The organism is Pseudomonas sp. R76 (genome assembly GCF_009834565.1).
In the GTDB taxonomy this organism is placed as follows: Bacteria; Pseudomonadota; Gammaproteobacteria; order Pseudomonadales; family Pseudomonadaceae; genus Aquipseudomonas.
In genome coordinates this window covers 5,941,437-5,955,356 of record NZ_CP019428.1, presented here as the reverse complement: position 1 = coordinate 5,955,356, position 13,920 = coordinate 5,941,437, and the positions used below count along the sequence as shown (strand labels likewise).

13 protein-coding genes are annotated in these 13,920 nt (G+C 61.1%); 4 read left to right on the top strand and 9 right to left on the bottom strand.

Going from position 1 to position 13,920, the window contains the following annotated elements; genetic code table 11:
* Positions 1-206: 206 nt before the first annotated feature.
* On the top strand, positions 207-524 hold the full coding sequence (locus PspR76_RS26915) for a hypothetical protein (RefSeq protein WP_159960139.1): 318 nt from the start codon (positions 207-209) through the stop codon (positions 522-524).
* A gap of 96 nt (positions 525-620) precedes the next feature.
* Positions 621-1,382, top strand: coding sequence for a YdcF family protein (locus PspR76_RS26910; protein WP_159960137.1), 762 nt, complete (start codon positions 621-623; stop codon positions 1,380-1,382).
* A gap of 75 nt (positions 1,383-1,457) precedes the next feature.
* Here PspR76_RS26910 and lnt read toward each other — a convergent pair whose 3' ends face one another.
* The 5 genes from lnt to miaB all read right to left on the bottom strand — a co-directional run bounded on the left by lnt (position 1,458) and on the right by miaB (position 7,149).
* Entirely contained in the window at positions 1,458-2,981 is a 1,524-nt protein-coding gene (gene lnt / locus PspR76_RS26905; RefSeq protein ID WP_159961642.1) for an apolipoprotein N-acyltransferase, read from the bottom strand.
* Between the two features lie 273 nt (positions 2,982-3,254).
* Positions 3,255-4,094, bottom strand: coding sequence for an HlyC/CorC family transporter (locus PspR76_RS26900; RefSeq protein ID WP_015373027.1), 840 nt, complete (start codon positions 4,092-4,094; stop codon positions 3,255-3,257).
* A gap of 43 nt (positions 4,095-4,137) precedes the next feature.
* Positions 4,138-4,596, bottom strand: a complete 459-nt coding sequence (ybeY, locus tag PspR76_RS26895; RefSeq protein ID WP_159960135.1) for an rRNA maturation RNase YbeY — start codon at positions 4,594-4,596, stop codon at positions 4,138-4,140.
* Positions 4,589-5,590 (bottom strand): PhoH family protein, encoded by a 1,002-nt coding sequence (locus PspR76_RS26890; protein WP_159960133.1) that lies wholly within the window; start codon positions 5,588-5,590, stop codon positions 4,589-4,591. The genes ybeY and PspR76_RS26890 overlap by 8 nt, the downstream gene beginning before the upstream one ends.
* 230 nt (positions 5,591-5,820) lie before the next feature.
* Entirely contained in the window at positions 5,821-7,149 is a 1,329-nt protein-coding gene (miaB, locus tag PspR76_RS26885) for a tRNA (N6-isopentenyl adenosine(37)-C2)-methylthiotransferase MiaB (RefSeq protein WP_159960131.1), read from the bottom strand.
* Positions 7,150-7,280: 131 nt separating this feature from the next.
* On the opposite strand from miaB, the gene PspR76_RS26880 reads away from it, so the two are divergent.
* On the top strand, positions 7,281-7,607 hold the full coding sequence (locus tag PspR76_RS26880) for a DUF1820 family protein (RefSeq protein WP_003194436.1): 327 nt from the start codon (positions 7,281-7,283) through the stop codon (positions 7,605-7,607).
* Positions 7,608-7,716: 109 nt separating this feature from the next.
* On the opposite strand, the gene PspR76_RS26875 is transcribed toward PspR76_RS26880, so the two are convergent.
* From PspR76_RS26875 to PspR76_RS26860, 4 genes are all read right to left on the bottom strand, one after another.
* Positions 7,717-8,271, bottom strand: coding sequence for a tetratricopeptide repeat protein (locus tag PspR76_RS26875; protein WP_159960129.1), 555 nt, complete (start codon positions 8,269-8,271; stop codon positions 7,717-7,719).
* 224 nt (positions 8,272-8,495) lie between these two features.
* Positions 8,496-9,779 (bottom strand): glutamate-1-semialdehyde 2,1-aminomutase, encoded by a 1,284-nt coding sequence (gene hemL / locus PspR76_RS26870; protein WP_159960127.1) that lies wholly within the window; start codon positions 9,777-9,779, stop codon positions 8,496-8,498.
* A gap of 11 nt (positions 9,780-9,790) precedes the next feature.
* A complete protein-coding gene (thiE, locus tag PspR76_RS26865) occupies positions 9,791-10,420 on the bottom strand; it encodes a thiamine phosphate synthase (protein WP_119740910.1) in 630 nt (209 codons plus the stop codon).
* Positions 10,421-10,439: 19 nt separating this feature from the next.
* Positions 10,440-11,237, bottom strand: a complete 798-nt coding sequence (locus PspR76_RS26860) for a hydroxymethylpyrimidine/phosphomethylpyrimidine kinase (protein WP_159960125.1) — start codon at positions 11,235-11,237, stop codon at positions 10,440-10,442.
* A gap of 286 nt (positions 11,238-11,523) precedes the next feature.
* On the opposite strand from PspR76_RS26860, the gene PspR76_RS26855 reads away from it, so the two are divergent.
* Positions 11,524-13,902, top strand: a complete 2,379-nt coding sequence (locus PspR76_RS26855) for a hybrid sensor histidine kinase/response regulator (RefSeq protein WP_159960123.1) — start codon at positions 11,524-11,526, stop codon at positions 13,900-13,902.
* Positions 13,903-13,920 lie beyond the last annotated feature (18 nt).

The following is a 13,920-nucleotide window of genomic DNA, read 5'->3' as shown; positions in this document are numbered from 1 at the left end:
TGATCGACACCAAGAAGCGGCGCGTCCGTGCCCAAACCCTGCGGGAAGTGGAGTTACAGGAAGCGCCGTAGCATACATGACCCCACTCTATCGAGGGAAACCCTGATTGCGCAGGCAGGGCCGTCTGTCGCGGCGCCAGGCAGGCGCAGCCACGGGGACTACGCTGTTTATTGGGGAGTGAGTCTTATCTTCAATGAGGTGAGGGGATGGTTGAATCGCAGCGAACTTTAACGAAACCGCAGTTGTACGAAGGACTGATCGACCGTTTGGGTCGAGCATTGGATGCCGCAAGAACTGCAGGCCGATTGTGTGATGAGCGGCCTCTGGAGCTGGAGTTGCGAGGCTTGAGCCAGGCAGAACTTGAACTGATCAAGTGCTACCTGGAATTGAATCACCACCGCGCCTCTCAGGGGCAGGCTTCCCCGCCTGCTCAGGAGCCCTCGCGTTCGGCCAAGGTGATTTGGCTGAAGGATGTGGCTGCCGGACGCGGTCCCGAAAAACACCGGGCCGTGCGCTACAAGTGAAACACGCGTTATTCGGTAGCCTTCTCTGAACAGGCTGGTAAAGATTGTCGCTAAACCCCGTTGCATTTAGGCTTCGGGCATCTTTGGAGATGCCCGATGCCTTTTCGTTATTTCATTAAACAATTGTTGTTGCCGCCCGGCATTTTTTTGCTGTTGATCGCGGTTGCCTGGTGGTTTCGCAAAAGTCGCCCGCGCCTGGCCGGGCTGTGTTTTGCCTTGGGGTTGGGCGGGATGTGGCTGATCAGCCTGCCAGTGATGGTGCAATGGGGCGCGCATGCTTTGGAGACCGAGCCACCGTTGGCCCGTGAAGCGTGGCCAACATTGGCCCAGCGCGCCGATGCGATTGTGGTGCTGGGTTCCGGGCGTGAACGCGGTGACCCGGCGTGGGGCACTGATCAGCCCACCGGCATTGGTCTGGAGCGTCAGCGTTACGCCGCGCGATTGGCCAAGGCGTCCGGGTTGCCGGTGTTGACCAGTGGTGGGTTGCACTATGGCACGCCGCCCAGTGAGGCTGAGTTGATGGCCGTGTCGATGCTCGATGACTTTGGCGTCAGCGTGCGCTGGAAGGAAGAACGCAGCCGCACCACCTGGGAAAATGCGCAGATGAGTGCCGAGATTCTGCTACCGCAAGGCATCAAGCGCGTTGTAGTGGTGACCCAGGCCTGGCACATGCCGCGCGCAGTCTGGAGCTTTGAAAAGGCGGGGTTCACCGTGGTGCCGGCGCTGGTCGGCTTTTTGGGCGTGGACAATGCCCGGCCGCTGGGTGGCTGGATGCCGGAGGTCAAATCGGTGTGGCAGAGCGGGCAGTTGATCAACGAGGCGGCGGGGCAGGTGGGGTATCGGGTGTTTTACCGATAAGCACAAGCACCGCAGATCAAGTGTGGGAGCTGGGCTCCCACACAGGCCAGCTCCCACATTGGTTTATGGTGTTCGTTAGACCGTCTTGGACATCCGGCCCGCCAGCAACGCCCAGCCAAACAAGCCCAGGCACACCATGATCAACGGCCACGAGCGCCATTGCAGGTAGGGCGTGAGGTTGTGCATCGGCACCACTTCGCCGTAGAGAATCCCGCGTTCGAATTGCGGGATCTGCGCGGTGATCTGCCCGAACGGGTTGATCAGGCTGGTAACGCCGTTGTTGGTGGCGCGGATCATCCAGCGGCCAGCCTCCAGCGCACGCATCTGTGCCATTTGCAGGTGTTGCAGCGGGCCGATGGAACGGCCGAACCAGGTGTCATTGCTGATGGTCAGCAGCAAGTCGCTCTGGGCCGACAGGCCAGCAGCGAATTCCGGGTACACCACTTCATAACAAATGAACGGCGCAATCTGATAGCCCTTGGCCTGCAGCATCGCCTGATCGGCAGGGCCACGGGCGAAGTCCGACATCGGCAAGTCGAAGAAGGCAATCAGCCCGCGCAGCATGTCTTGCAGCGGCACGTATTCGCCAAAGGGCACCAGCTTCTGCTTCAGGTAAGTGCCTTCGCCTTCGCCGACCACCGTGATGCCATTGAAGTAGCGCTTCTGGTGGTGCACTTCCTGGCGAATCGGCACGCCGGTGATCAGCGCCGTGTGCCGGTCGGCAGCAAATTTACCCATCATGCCCAAGTAGCCCTCGACGGATTCCTTGAGCACCGGCACGGCCGTTTCCGGCCACACCAGCAAGTCGACAGGCTTGGAGCTGAAGCTCATGTCGCGGTACAGCGCCAGCTGCGCATTGAGCTGTTCGGGGTCCCACTTCATGCTTTGTTCGACGTTGCCCTGGATCGCCGCCACCGTCAGTGGGGCGCCCGAGGGCGAGGTCCAGGCGTGATGCTTGAGTGCCAGGCCGATGGCCCACGGCGCAACCAGCAGCACCAGCCCTGCGCCGATAAAGCCGTTGCGCTTGCTGGCCAACAGGCGCGGCAAGTTGCACAGCACTGCTGCGGTCAGCGCCAGCGCGAAGGAGATCAACCACATCCCGCCCAGCGGCGCGAGGCCGGTGAGTGGGCCGTCCAGTTGGCTGTAGCCGGAATAAAGCCACGGGAAACCGGTCAGGAACCAGCCGCGAAATGCCTCTTGGCCGACCCATAGTGCAGCAAACGTCAGCGCGTCAGCCAACGGCGCTTCATTACGGCGCAGCCAGCGCGCCCACAGCCACGCGGGCAGGGCGAAGAACCAGGCAATGGCGGCGGTAAACAGCAGCATCAGGAAGCCAGCCAGCAGCACCGAAGCGCCGCCGAAATGGTGGATGCTGTAGTAGATCCAGCTGGTGCCGGCGCCAAACAGGCCAAATCCGAAACACCAGCCACGGCCCAGGGCCTGGCGTGGGGTCAACTCGCGCAGGCCGATATAGAACAATCCGACCGCCACCAGTGCAAATGGCCACAGATCGAACGGCGCCAGCGCCAGGGTGGTGATGGCGCCGGCCACCACGGCCAGCAAGTTACCGGGCCAGCCGGGGCGGGTCAGACGGCGCATGTAGGGGTGGGTCATCAGCTATTTCCTGTGTCGCGCCGGGCCTGCTGCGACACAGGGCAAGGCGCGAGGAGTGTGGTTTGGTTTTTCCAAATGAACGACGAGTAACGCAGTCCTGTGTCGCAGCAGGCCCGGCCCTTCGGGTTGCTCCTTAGAACGGGCCATGCTGCGTTGCACGCCTTGAAAAGGGAATGCCATTTCCTGCGGCCTGCGCCTTGCCTGGCCCGCTCTAAGGGGCAACGCGACACAGGAAATAGCTGATGACCCACCCCTTCCTTAGCGGGCAATAGGTGTCAGGCGAATCAAATGGATGCGGCGGCTGTCGGCATTCAGGATGCGGAAGCGGTACGCGCCGATTTCGGTGGTCTCGTTACGCTTGGGCAGGTGCCCGAACGCACTCATCACCAGGCCACCGACGGTATCGAACTCATCGTCGGAGAATTCGCTGTCGAAGAACTCGTTGAAGTTCTCGATCGGCGTCAGCGCCTTGACCAGGAAATCACCGCTGGGCAGCGGCTTGATGTAACTGTCTTCTTCGACGTCGTGCTCGTCTTCGATGTCGCCGACGATCTGTTCCAGCACGTCTTCGATGGTCACAAGACCGGCCACGCCGCCGTATTCGTCGATCACAATGGCCATGTGATTGTGGTTGGCGCGAAATTCGCGCAGCAGCACGTTCAGGCGCTTGGATTCAGGCACGAAAGTGGCCGGGCGCAGCAGGTCCTTGATGTTGAAGTTGTCGCCGTTCTCCTTGAGGATCAACGGCAGCAGGTCCTTGGCCAGCAGGACACCCATGACGTCGTCATGGCTTTCACCGATCACCGGGTAGCGCGAGTGCGCCGAGTCGATCACGGCCGGGAGGAATTCCCGTGGGGTCTGGGTCGCCTTGATGCTGATCATCTGCGAACGCGGGACCATGATGTCCCGAACTTGCAGGTCAGCCACCTGGATGGCGCCTTCGACGATGGCCAGCGCTTCGCTGTCCAGCAACTTGTTTTGATGGGCCTCGCGCAGCAGCTCAAGCAGCTCCTGGCGGTTTTTCGGCTCGTGGGCAAAAGCCTGGGTCAGTTTACCCAGCCATGACTTCTGCCCGTTGCTCGATCGGTCTTCGCTCATAGCGATTACTCTAAATCCTTTGTTGTGTCAGTAAGGTGTAGTTTCAGTTTTCGTCGTCTGCATACGGGTCGCGGTGACCCAATTCAGCAAGCAACGTTTGTTCCAGTGTTTCCATTTCCAAGGCTTCGTCATCGTCTATATGGTCGTAACCCAAGAGATGCAAGCAGCCGTGGATGACTAGATGGGCCCAATGCGCCTCAAGTTCCTTGCCTTGTTCCCTGGCTTCGCGTTCCACCACTTCGACACAGATGACCAGATCGCCCAGCAACGGGATATCCAGTAACTCATCCGGTACGTCGGCGGGGAAGGACAGCACGTTGGTCGCGTAATCCTTTTGGCGCCAGGTGTGATTCAGTTCACGGCCTTCGGGCTCGTCCACCAGACGGATGGTCAGCTCCGAGTCGGCGGTGCGCTGGCGCAGGGCCAGGGCACACCATTGACGGAACTGTGCTTCGCTGGGGGCGGGCGCTTCGGTGGCCAACTGCAGGTCAAGCTCAAGCATCGCGGCGAACGTCCTTGGCGGGTGCGTCGTCTTTGTGGTCGAAACGCTCGTAGGCCTCGACGATGCGCTGCACCAGCGGGTGGCGCACCACGTCCTTGGGCATGAAGTGCGTAAAGCTGATGCCCGGCACGTCCTTGAGCACTTCAATCACCTGCGCCAGCCCGGATTTGGTGCCCTTGGGCAGGTCGACCTGGGTGACGTCGCCAGTGATCACGGCGGTGGAGCCGAAACCGATACGGGTCAGGAACATCTTCATCTGCTCGACGGTGGTGTTCTGGCTTTCGTCGAGGATGATGAAGCTGTTGTTCAGCGTACGGCCACGCATGTAGGCCAGCGGGGCGATCTCGATCACCTGGCGCTCGATCAATTTGGCCACGTATTCAAAGCCGAGCATCTCGTACAGCGCGTCGTAGAGCGGGCGCAGGTACGGGTCGATCTTCTGGGCCAGGTCGCCGGGCAGGAAACCGAGCTTCTCACCGGCCTCGACCGCCGGGCGCACCAGCAGGATGCGGCGTACTTGCTCGCGCTCCAGGGCGTCCACCGCACAGGCCACGGCCAGGTAGGTCTTGCCGGTGCCGGCAGGGCCGATACCGAAGTTGATGTCGTTACCAAGGATTTCCTTGACGTACTTCTGCTGATTCAAGCCGCGTGGGCGAATCATGCCTTTTTTGGTACGCAGGGCCACGCTGGCTTCAGCCACCGGGTTGTTGGCCAAATCTTCCACCGCCGATTCCTGCAGGTACAGGTGTACGGTCTCCGGCGACAGCTCACTACCCTTGGTTTCGCGGTAGAGGCGGCGGAGCAGGTTTTCTGCAGACGTGGTGTGTTGGGGTTCACCAATAAGCTCGAACTGATTGCCGCGGTTGCGGATCTCGATGCTCAGGCGTTGTTCGATCAGGCGCAGGTGCTCGTCGAACTGTCCGCACAGGTTGGCGAAACGGCGAGCCTCAAACGGCTCGAGGAGAAAACGATGGGGTTCTATGGGTGCGTTCAAGGTCGCTTTTAGCCGCCCTTTGGCTGTTGAGGTGAAAGAGAGGATAACGCCAGTGGCCGAGGTGCGAAAGCACTTAAATGGGCTGGTTTCGATCTCAAGAACCCTGAAGATCCACTGTGGGAGCTGGCTTGCCTGCGATAGCGGTGTATCAGTGCCAGTTGTATTGGCTGACTCACCGTCATCGCAGGCAAGCCAGCTCCCACATTTCGATCTTCATCAGGTCACAGCGATCAGTTGACCAGCGACCCGCGCAACGAGTGCGGTTGCGCCGCATCAATGTGCACATCGGCGAACTGGCCGATCAGGGTGGGCGTGTCGCAGCGGAAGTTGACGATCCGGTTGTTCTCGGTACGGCCTTGCAGCTCCCCCGGGTCTTTTTTCGAATAGTCGGTGACCAGGATGCGCTGGATCGAACCGACCATTTGTCGGCTGATCTCGAAGCCTTGCTGGTTCAGACGATGCTGCAGCGCATTCAGGCGCTCTTTTTTCAGCGCTTCGGGCGTGTCATCCGCCAGGTCGGCTGCCGGCGTGCCTGGGCGTTGGCTGTAGACAAACGAGTAGGAGAAGTCGAAACCGACGTCCTCGATCAGCTTCATGGTCTGTTCGAAGTCTTTCTCGGTCTCGCCAGGAAAACCGACGATAAAGTCCGAGCTGATGCAGATACCCGGCACCGCCGCGCGCAATTTGCGCAGTTTGGATTTGTATTCCAGGGCAGTGTGGTTGCGCTTCATCGCCGACAGAATGCGGTCCGAACCCGATTGCACCGGCAAATGCAGGTGTTTGACCAGCTCCGGCACCTCGGCGTGGGCCTGGATCAGGCTGTCGGAGAACTCCAGCGGGTGCGAGGTGGTGTAGCGAATGCGTTCGATGCCATCAACGGCGGCCACCACGCGAATCAACTCCGCGAGGTCAGCCAGGCGCCCGTCGTGGGTCTGCCCGCGATAGCCGTTGACGTTCTGGCCCAGCAGCGTCACTTCGCGCACACCGTTTTCGGCCAGGTGGATGATTTCCGACAGCACGTCGTCAAATGGCCGGCTGACTTCTTCACCACGGGTATAGGGCACCACGCAGAACGTGCAGTACTTGCTGCAACCTTCCATCACCGACACATAAGCGCTTGGGCCATCGATGCGCGGCTCGGGCAAGTGGTCGAATTTTTCGATTTCCGGGAACGAAACGTCCACCTGCGGCAGCTTGGTGATGCGCGCGGCGTCGATCATTTCCGGCAGACGGTGCAGGGTTTGCGGGCCGAAGACCACATCGACATACGGCGCGCGGTCGCGGATCGCGGCGCCTTCCTGGCTGGCCACGCAACCGCCGACGGCGATCACCATGTCCGGGTTGGCCAGTTTCAATTCACGCCAGCGGCCCAGCTGCGAGTAGACACGGTCCTGGGCCCGCTCACGGATCGAGCAGGTATTGAGCAGGATTACGTCGGCATCTTCGGCGCGGGCGGTGACTTCCAGGGCCTGGTGTTCGCCCAGCAGATCGACCATGCGCGAGCTGTCGTACTCGTTCATCTGGCAACCGTGGGTTTCGATGTAAAGCTTCTTGGCCATGGGAATCGTCAACTGGTGGTAAAGAACCGCGCATTATAGGGGGCATGTCCATTGGTTCCTAGCGTTGTGCATCGGGTGCCATGCTATAGTTCGCGCCCTCTTTTATATCCCTGATGTGTTATCCGCCCACCATGACCAAACGTGAAGCTCCAATCTATAAGGTGATTTTCCTTAACCAGGGCCAGGTGTTCGAAATGTACGCCAAGCAGATCTATCAAAGTGATCTGTGGGGTTTCCTGGAAGTGGAAGAGTTCGTCTTTGGCGAGCGCACCCAGTTGGTCGTCGATCCGGGCGAAGAAAAGCTCAAGGCGCAGTTTGAAGGCGTGGTGCGCAGCTTTGTGCCGATGCATTCGATTGTGCGCATCGATGAAGTCGAGCGCCTGGGCACGCCGAAGATCAGTGAAGCGCGTGGCACCAGCAATGTGATGCCGTTTCCGATGCCTATGCCGGAAAAGTAGGGCGTTAGACCGAGGTGTGCCCATCGCAGGCAAGCCAGCTCCCACATTCGACTGCATTCCAATCTTGGTGTGGGAGCTGGCTTGCCTGCGATAGCGGTAGAAGCTGAAATCAGGGAAGGGGCGAGAACGGCGAGCGCCCATCGGCACTCTGCAATTCCTGCAGGTAATTGCGGAAGATCTGGCCCAGCACCTGGGTCGCCACTTCCAATTCATCGCGCTGCATGTGTTCGGCGACTTCGTCGGCGGTGTCCAGCGCGTCTTCGGCGCCGTTGACCGCAGCCATTTTCAGCACGATGTAGGCCTGGACGTTATTGGCTGGCACGCCTTCGCCTTTGAAGAACATGTTGCCCAGTTCGAATTGCGCCCGGGCGTGGCCCTGCAACGAGGCTTTCTCGAAGTAGCTCAAGGCTTTGTTGAGGTCACGGGCGGGGTTTTTGTCGTCGTGGTAGTACTCGCCCAACTCGTATTGCGCCTGCGCATCCCCGCCATCGGCCTGTTTCTGGCACGCGCTCAGGGCTTCGGCCTGGCTGTCTGGCTGGGTATTGAGGGTGCAACGACCCATCGCTGGGATTAACAACGAGTTGCCGCCTGCTTGTGCATGTGCCAGCAGCGGCTGAAGGAGCAACAGGCAGCCCAGAACCAGGGTGCGGCCGGTGCGTTTCATGGGAATCGACTTACCTCTGACGGGGCGCGCGGACCCTCGGGGGTCCAATAAGCGCGCATTATGAAATAAGCAGGCCTCTGCTTACAAAGTCTTTACTCGTTTTTCTGCTGCGTGGGCAAGTTATCTGCCCAATTGCAGGTAATTTCTCGTAAAACTTAGGAAGTCTCTGTAAGCAAAGTAGCAAATCTGACGCCACCAAGGGCAACGTCAGACGGATTGGCCGTTTATTTCAGGGCCGCGAAGGCGCGCTCGGCAGCATCCAGGGTCAGTTTCAGCTCTGCGTCACCATGGGCGATCGAGGTAAAACCGGCTTCGAAAGCGCTCGGTGCCAGGTAAACACCGCCGTCCAGCATCAGGTGGAAGAAGCGCTTGAACAGGTCGGCATCGCTGCCCATCACGTCATCGAAGGTGACGATGTCGTCGGCGCCGCTGAAGTACAGGCCAAACATACCGCCCGCCTGGGTCGTCACGAACGGGATGCCGGCCGCATCGGCACGCTGTTGCAGGCCGTCCAGCAGGCGAGTGGTGTAGTCGGTCAGCTCGGCGTGGAAGCCCGGGCGGCTGATCAGGCGCAGCGTGGTCAAACCGGCAGCCATGGCCAGCGGGTTACCCGACAAGGTGCCCGCCTGGTACACCGGGCCCAGTGGCGCGATGTGTTGCATGATTTCGCGCTTGCCGCCGAAGCAGCCCACCGGCATGCCGCCACCGATAATCTTGCCGAAGGTGCTCAGGTCCGGTGTAACGCCGTAGTGAGCCTGGGCGCCGCCGAGGGCGACACGGAAACCGGTCATTACTTCATCAAAAATCAACACCACGCCGTGCTTGTCGCACTGCTCGCGCAGGCCTTCGAGGAAGCCCGGCGCCGGCGGCACGCAGTTCATGTTGCCGGCGACCGGCTCGACGATGATGCACGCGACTTCCTGGCCCACTTCGCTGAGCATCTGCTCGACGGCGGCGATGTCGTTGAACGGCAGGGTCAGGGTGTGCTTGGCGAAGGCCGCCGGTACACCGGCCGAGCTTGGTACGCCTTGGGTCAGCGCGCCGGAACCGGCTTTCACCAGCAGGCTGTCGGAGTGGCCGTGGTAGCAGCCTTCGAACTTGATGATGCTGTCGCGGCCGGTGAAACCACGGGCCAGGCGAATCGCGCTCATGGTGGCTTCGGTGCCGGAGCTGACCATGCGCACCATTTCCATCGACGGCACGATCGAGCACACCAGGTCCGCCATCTCGGTTTCCATGGCGGTCGGGGCGCCGTAGGACAAGCCGTGTTGCAGCTGCTGGCGTACTGCGTCGAGCACGTCCGGGTGGCTATGGCCGAGGATCATCGGGCCCCACGAACCGACGTAATCGACGTAGCGCTTGTCATCTTCGTCGGTGACGTAGGCGCCTTCGGCATGCTTGAAGAACAACGGCGTGCCGCCCACGCTCTTGAACGCACGCACGGGGGAGTTCACACCGCCGGGAATGTGTTTTTGGGCATTGGCAAACAGGGTTTCGGAACGGGACATGGTCGGGCTCTCTAAACTGAAATTTTAAGAAGATCGTTGAAGGCGCGGGCGCGGCGCGTGACTTCCTGGGTGCTGTCGGCACCAAACAGGCCGTGCACCACGGCGAGCAGGTCGGCACCGTGGGCCACCAGGGGTTCGGCGTTCTCCAGGGTGACGCCGCCGATCACGCAGATCGGCAGCTGCAAACGCGCGCGGGCCTGGGCCAGCATTTCAACGGTGGCGGCGGGTGCGCCGGGCTTGGTGTTGGAATTGAAGAAGCGCCCGAAAGCGACGTAGCTGGCGCCCTCTTTGGCGGCCTGTTCGGCCAGTTCGATCTGGCTATGGCAGGTGGCGCCGATGATCGCTTTGGAACCGAGCAACGCACGGGCCGGGGTCAGCGGGCCGTCGGTTTGCCCAAGGTGCACGCCGACGCCCAGGCGCGCGGCCAGTTCGGCGTCGTCATTGATAATCAGCTGGGTCTTGTAGCGCGAGCACAGCTCTCGCAGCTTCTCGGCTTCACGCAGGCGGCGGGCTTCATCGCTGCTTTTGTCGCGGTACTGCAGCAGGGTCACGCCGCCGTCCAACGCCGCTTCGACGTAAGCGAGGAATTTGCCGGCCAACAGTTGGCTGTCGGTAATGGCATACAGGCCACGTAGTTTCATCGGGCAGGCCTCTTTTGCTTTAAGAGCAGAAATCCAGCGGCAAACGGCGCGGCACGAACTGGCCCTGGCCGAGTTGTTCGGCGTCACGCAACGTGCGCCAAGTGTAGTTGAGCGCCGATTGCACAGCGCTGACCAGGCCTTCGCCCTGGGCGATACGACCGGCCAGTGCGCTCGCCAGCGTGCAGCCCGAACCATGATAGCTGCCGGGCAGGCGCTGGCAGGTAAAGGTCTGGCGCGTGCCGTCGCGGCTGTACAGGCGATTGTGCACTTGGTGCTCGTCGCCATGGCCGCCGGTGATCAGCAGGTGCTTGATAAACGGCAGCAGCTTCTCGGCACATTCGTCCGCCGTGCCTTCAGGCAGTTCGGCGAGGATGCGCGCTTCAGGCAGGTTGGGCGTGGCGATCAGCGACAACGGCAACAGCCGCTCGCGCATCGCATAGCCGACCTCGTCCTTGCCCAGGCTGCCGCCGCCACCGGCGCGCAGCACCGGGTCGCAGACCACCGGCAGGTGCGGGTGCGCCTGCAGCAGCTCGACCACGGTGTCGACCATCGCAGTGGAGCCGAGCATGCCGAGCTTGACCGCGGCCACTTCGGAATCGCTGAGCACGGCATTGGCCTGGGCCAGTACCCACTCGCGGTCGAGCACGCGGAAATCGCTGACATTGACGGTGTTCTGCACGGTCAAGGCGGTAACGGCCGGAGCCGCATGACAACCTTGGGCGAGCAGGGCTTCGATATCTGCCTGCAAGCCGGCGCCACCACTGGGATCATGGCCGGAGAGACAGAGAACAACAGGGCGAGAGCTGTAGATATTCATGGTGCGCGAGCTTACCACCAAACGCTTTTTGCGTGGCCGTCTGGCGCAGGTTCAATTGCGTCAATGTTTACGTGGAATTGTGGCGGTTTGCTAGCATCGAGCGGTGCTCGAAAATTCGCTGAAAGCCTCGTCCCAGAGCCTTTCAAAAAATTTTATCAATGGTGTCTAATGGCCTCTAGCGGCTATGCTAGAGTGGATCCAAACAACTTACGATATCGCCGGTTTACGTCTACTCAAAAGGAATGGGGGGCTTTTGACCTAACCGGACAGGCCACGCTGGGGCTCTATGCGCTATTTGCTGATTTTATTATTGTGCGGGCTGCCGATGTTCGCCGGCGCCGTCGAGTTCAATCAGAGCACTCGAAGCCTGCCGCTGGGCCGCGTCATGCAAGTGCTCGAAGACCCCACCGACGCCCTCACCATCGCCCAAGTCAGCTCCCCCGCCTACGCCGCCCAATTCAAGACCCACGACCAAGCCACCCTCAATGCCGGTTATTCACGCTCGGTGTTCTGGCTCAAGGTCGACCTGCATTACACCGCCACTGACGCGCGCGCGCCGCGCACCTGGTTCCTGGAGTTGGCGTACCCGCCGCTGAACCGCCTCGACCTGTACCAGAACGACGGCACCGGCAATTACCGGCTGACCACGCGCACCGGCAGCGCACTGCCTTTTGCCAGCCGCGAAGTGCGCCAGAGCAACTACCTGTTCAAGCTCAACTTTGTGCCCGACCAGCAACAAACAGTGTACCTGCGCCTGCAAAGCGAAGGCTCGATCCAGGCGCCGCTGACGCTCTGGGCCGGCACTGCCTATCTGGAAGAGCAACCGCTGCGCCTGTATGTGTTGGGGGCCATCTATGGCGTACTGCTGGGGATGCTGGTCTACAACCTGTTCATCTACCTGAGCGTGCGCGACACCAGTTACCTCTATTACATCCTCTATATCGCCTCGTTCGGCCTTTATCAGCTATCCGTCAATGGCGTGGCCGTGGAGTACTTCTGGCCTAACAACCCGTGGTGGGCGAATGCGGCGGTGCCGTTCCTGATCGGGTCGGCGGCGCTGTTCGGCAGCCTGTTTGCGCGCAGCTTCCTGCACACGGCGCAACACAGCCGTTGGCTCGACCGCCTATTGCTTGCGCTGGCGGCCTGCGGCGCGGTGGTGATGGTGCTGGCGCTGCTGACCAGCTATGCCGTGGCCCTGCGCCTGGCCACCGGCTTGGCGCTGGTGTTCACCGTGACCATCTTTATTGCCGCCATCAAGGCCTGGTATTGCGGCCAGCGCATGGCGCGCTATTTCATCATCGCCTGGTCGGCATTCCTGTTGGGCGGGGTGGTCAACACGATGATGGTGCTGGGCTACCTGCCGAATATGTTCCTCACCATGTACGCCAGCCAGCTCGGCTCGGCCATCGAAGTGGCGCTGCTGTCCCTGGCCCTGGCAGACCGCATCAATGGCATGCGTGAGCAGCAGGCGCAGATCCTGTTCGACGCCAGCCAGAAACTCGAAGTGCTCAACCAGCAGCTGGCGCGCAGTAACCGCCTCAAGGACGAATTCCTCGCCACCCTGACCCACGAATTGCGCACGCCGATGAACGGCGTAATCGGCTCGCTGGAGTTGATGCAAACCGTGCCGCTGGACGACGACCTTGCGCAGTACCAGCAAACCGCCGCCGGCTCGGCGCGGGACATGATGCGCATGGTCAACGGCATTCTCACCCTGACCGAACTGCAAGCCGGGCGCCTGACAGCCCAGCCGCAGGTGTTCAGCTTGCGCGGCGCCCTCGACACCTTGCGCCAGCAGTTCAACGCCAGTGCGCAGAGCAAAGGGTTGGAGTTTTCCATCGACGTCGCGGATGAGCTGCCGGACCGCGTGATCGGCGACGCCGGCAAACTGATCCAGTGCCTCGACTGCCTGCTCGACAACGCCTTCAAGTTCACCCACGACGGGTCCGTACGCGTGCGTGTGGTCGGTGTTCCACACAGCGACGGCAGCCTGCGCCTGAGCTTTATCGTGACCGACAGCGGTATCGGTTTCGCTTTCCTCGACGAGGCCACGCTGTACCAGCGCTTCTTCCAGGTGGACGGCTCGACGACCCGCGAATACGGCGGCCTGGGCATCGGCCTGGCGATTTGCCGACAACTGATCGAGCTGTTGGGTGGGCGCCTGACTCATCATTCCGAGCCACGCAAGGGCAGCCGTTTTCAGCTGGATGTGAGCGTGAATCCGCTGCCGCCCGAGCCAAAAGCGCAGCCCCATGACCCCCTCACGCAACGCGCGCCCCATGAATGCACGGTGCTGCTGGTAGACGACAACAGCGTGGGCCAACTGGCGGTGCGCGGCATGCTGCTCAAGTTGGGCTACCGGGTGAAAACGGTGGACAACGGCCCCTCCGCGTTGGCGCTCTTGCAGAATGAAACCTTCGACGCGGTACTGCTGGATGTGCCTGAAGGCGGTTTCTCGTTGTGTTGTCAGATTCGTGCTTTGCCCGGTTGCGGTGAACTGCCGGTGATCGCCCTGAGTGCGTCACTGAATGTGTCGGACCGTGAGCGCTGCCATGGCATCGGAATCACCGACCGGCTCGCCAAACCCGTGCGTTTTGACGCGTTGCAGGCCGTACTGGAGCGCCGTTTACTGTGCCCGTTAGAGGGCGAAAGCGCCGAACATTAGGCAGGTATGCCACTTTTT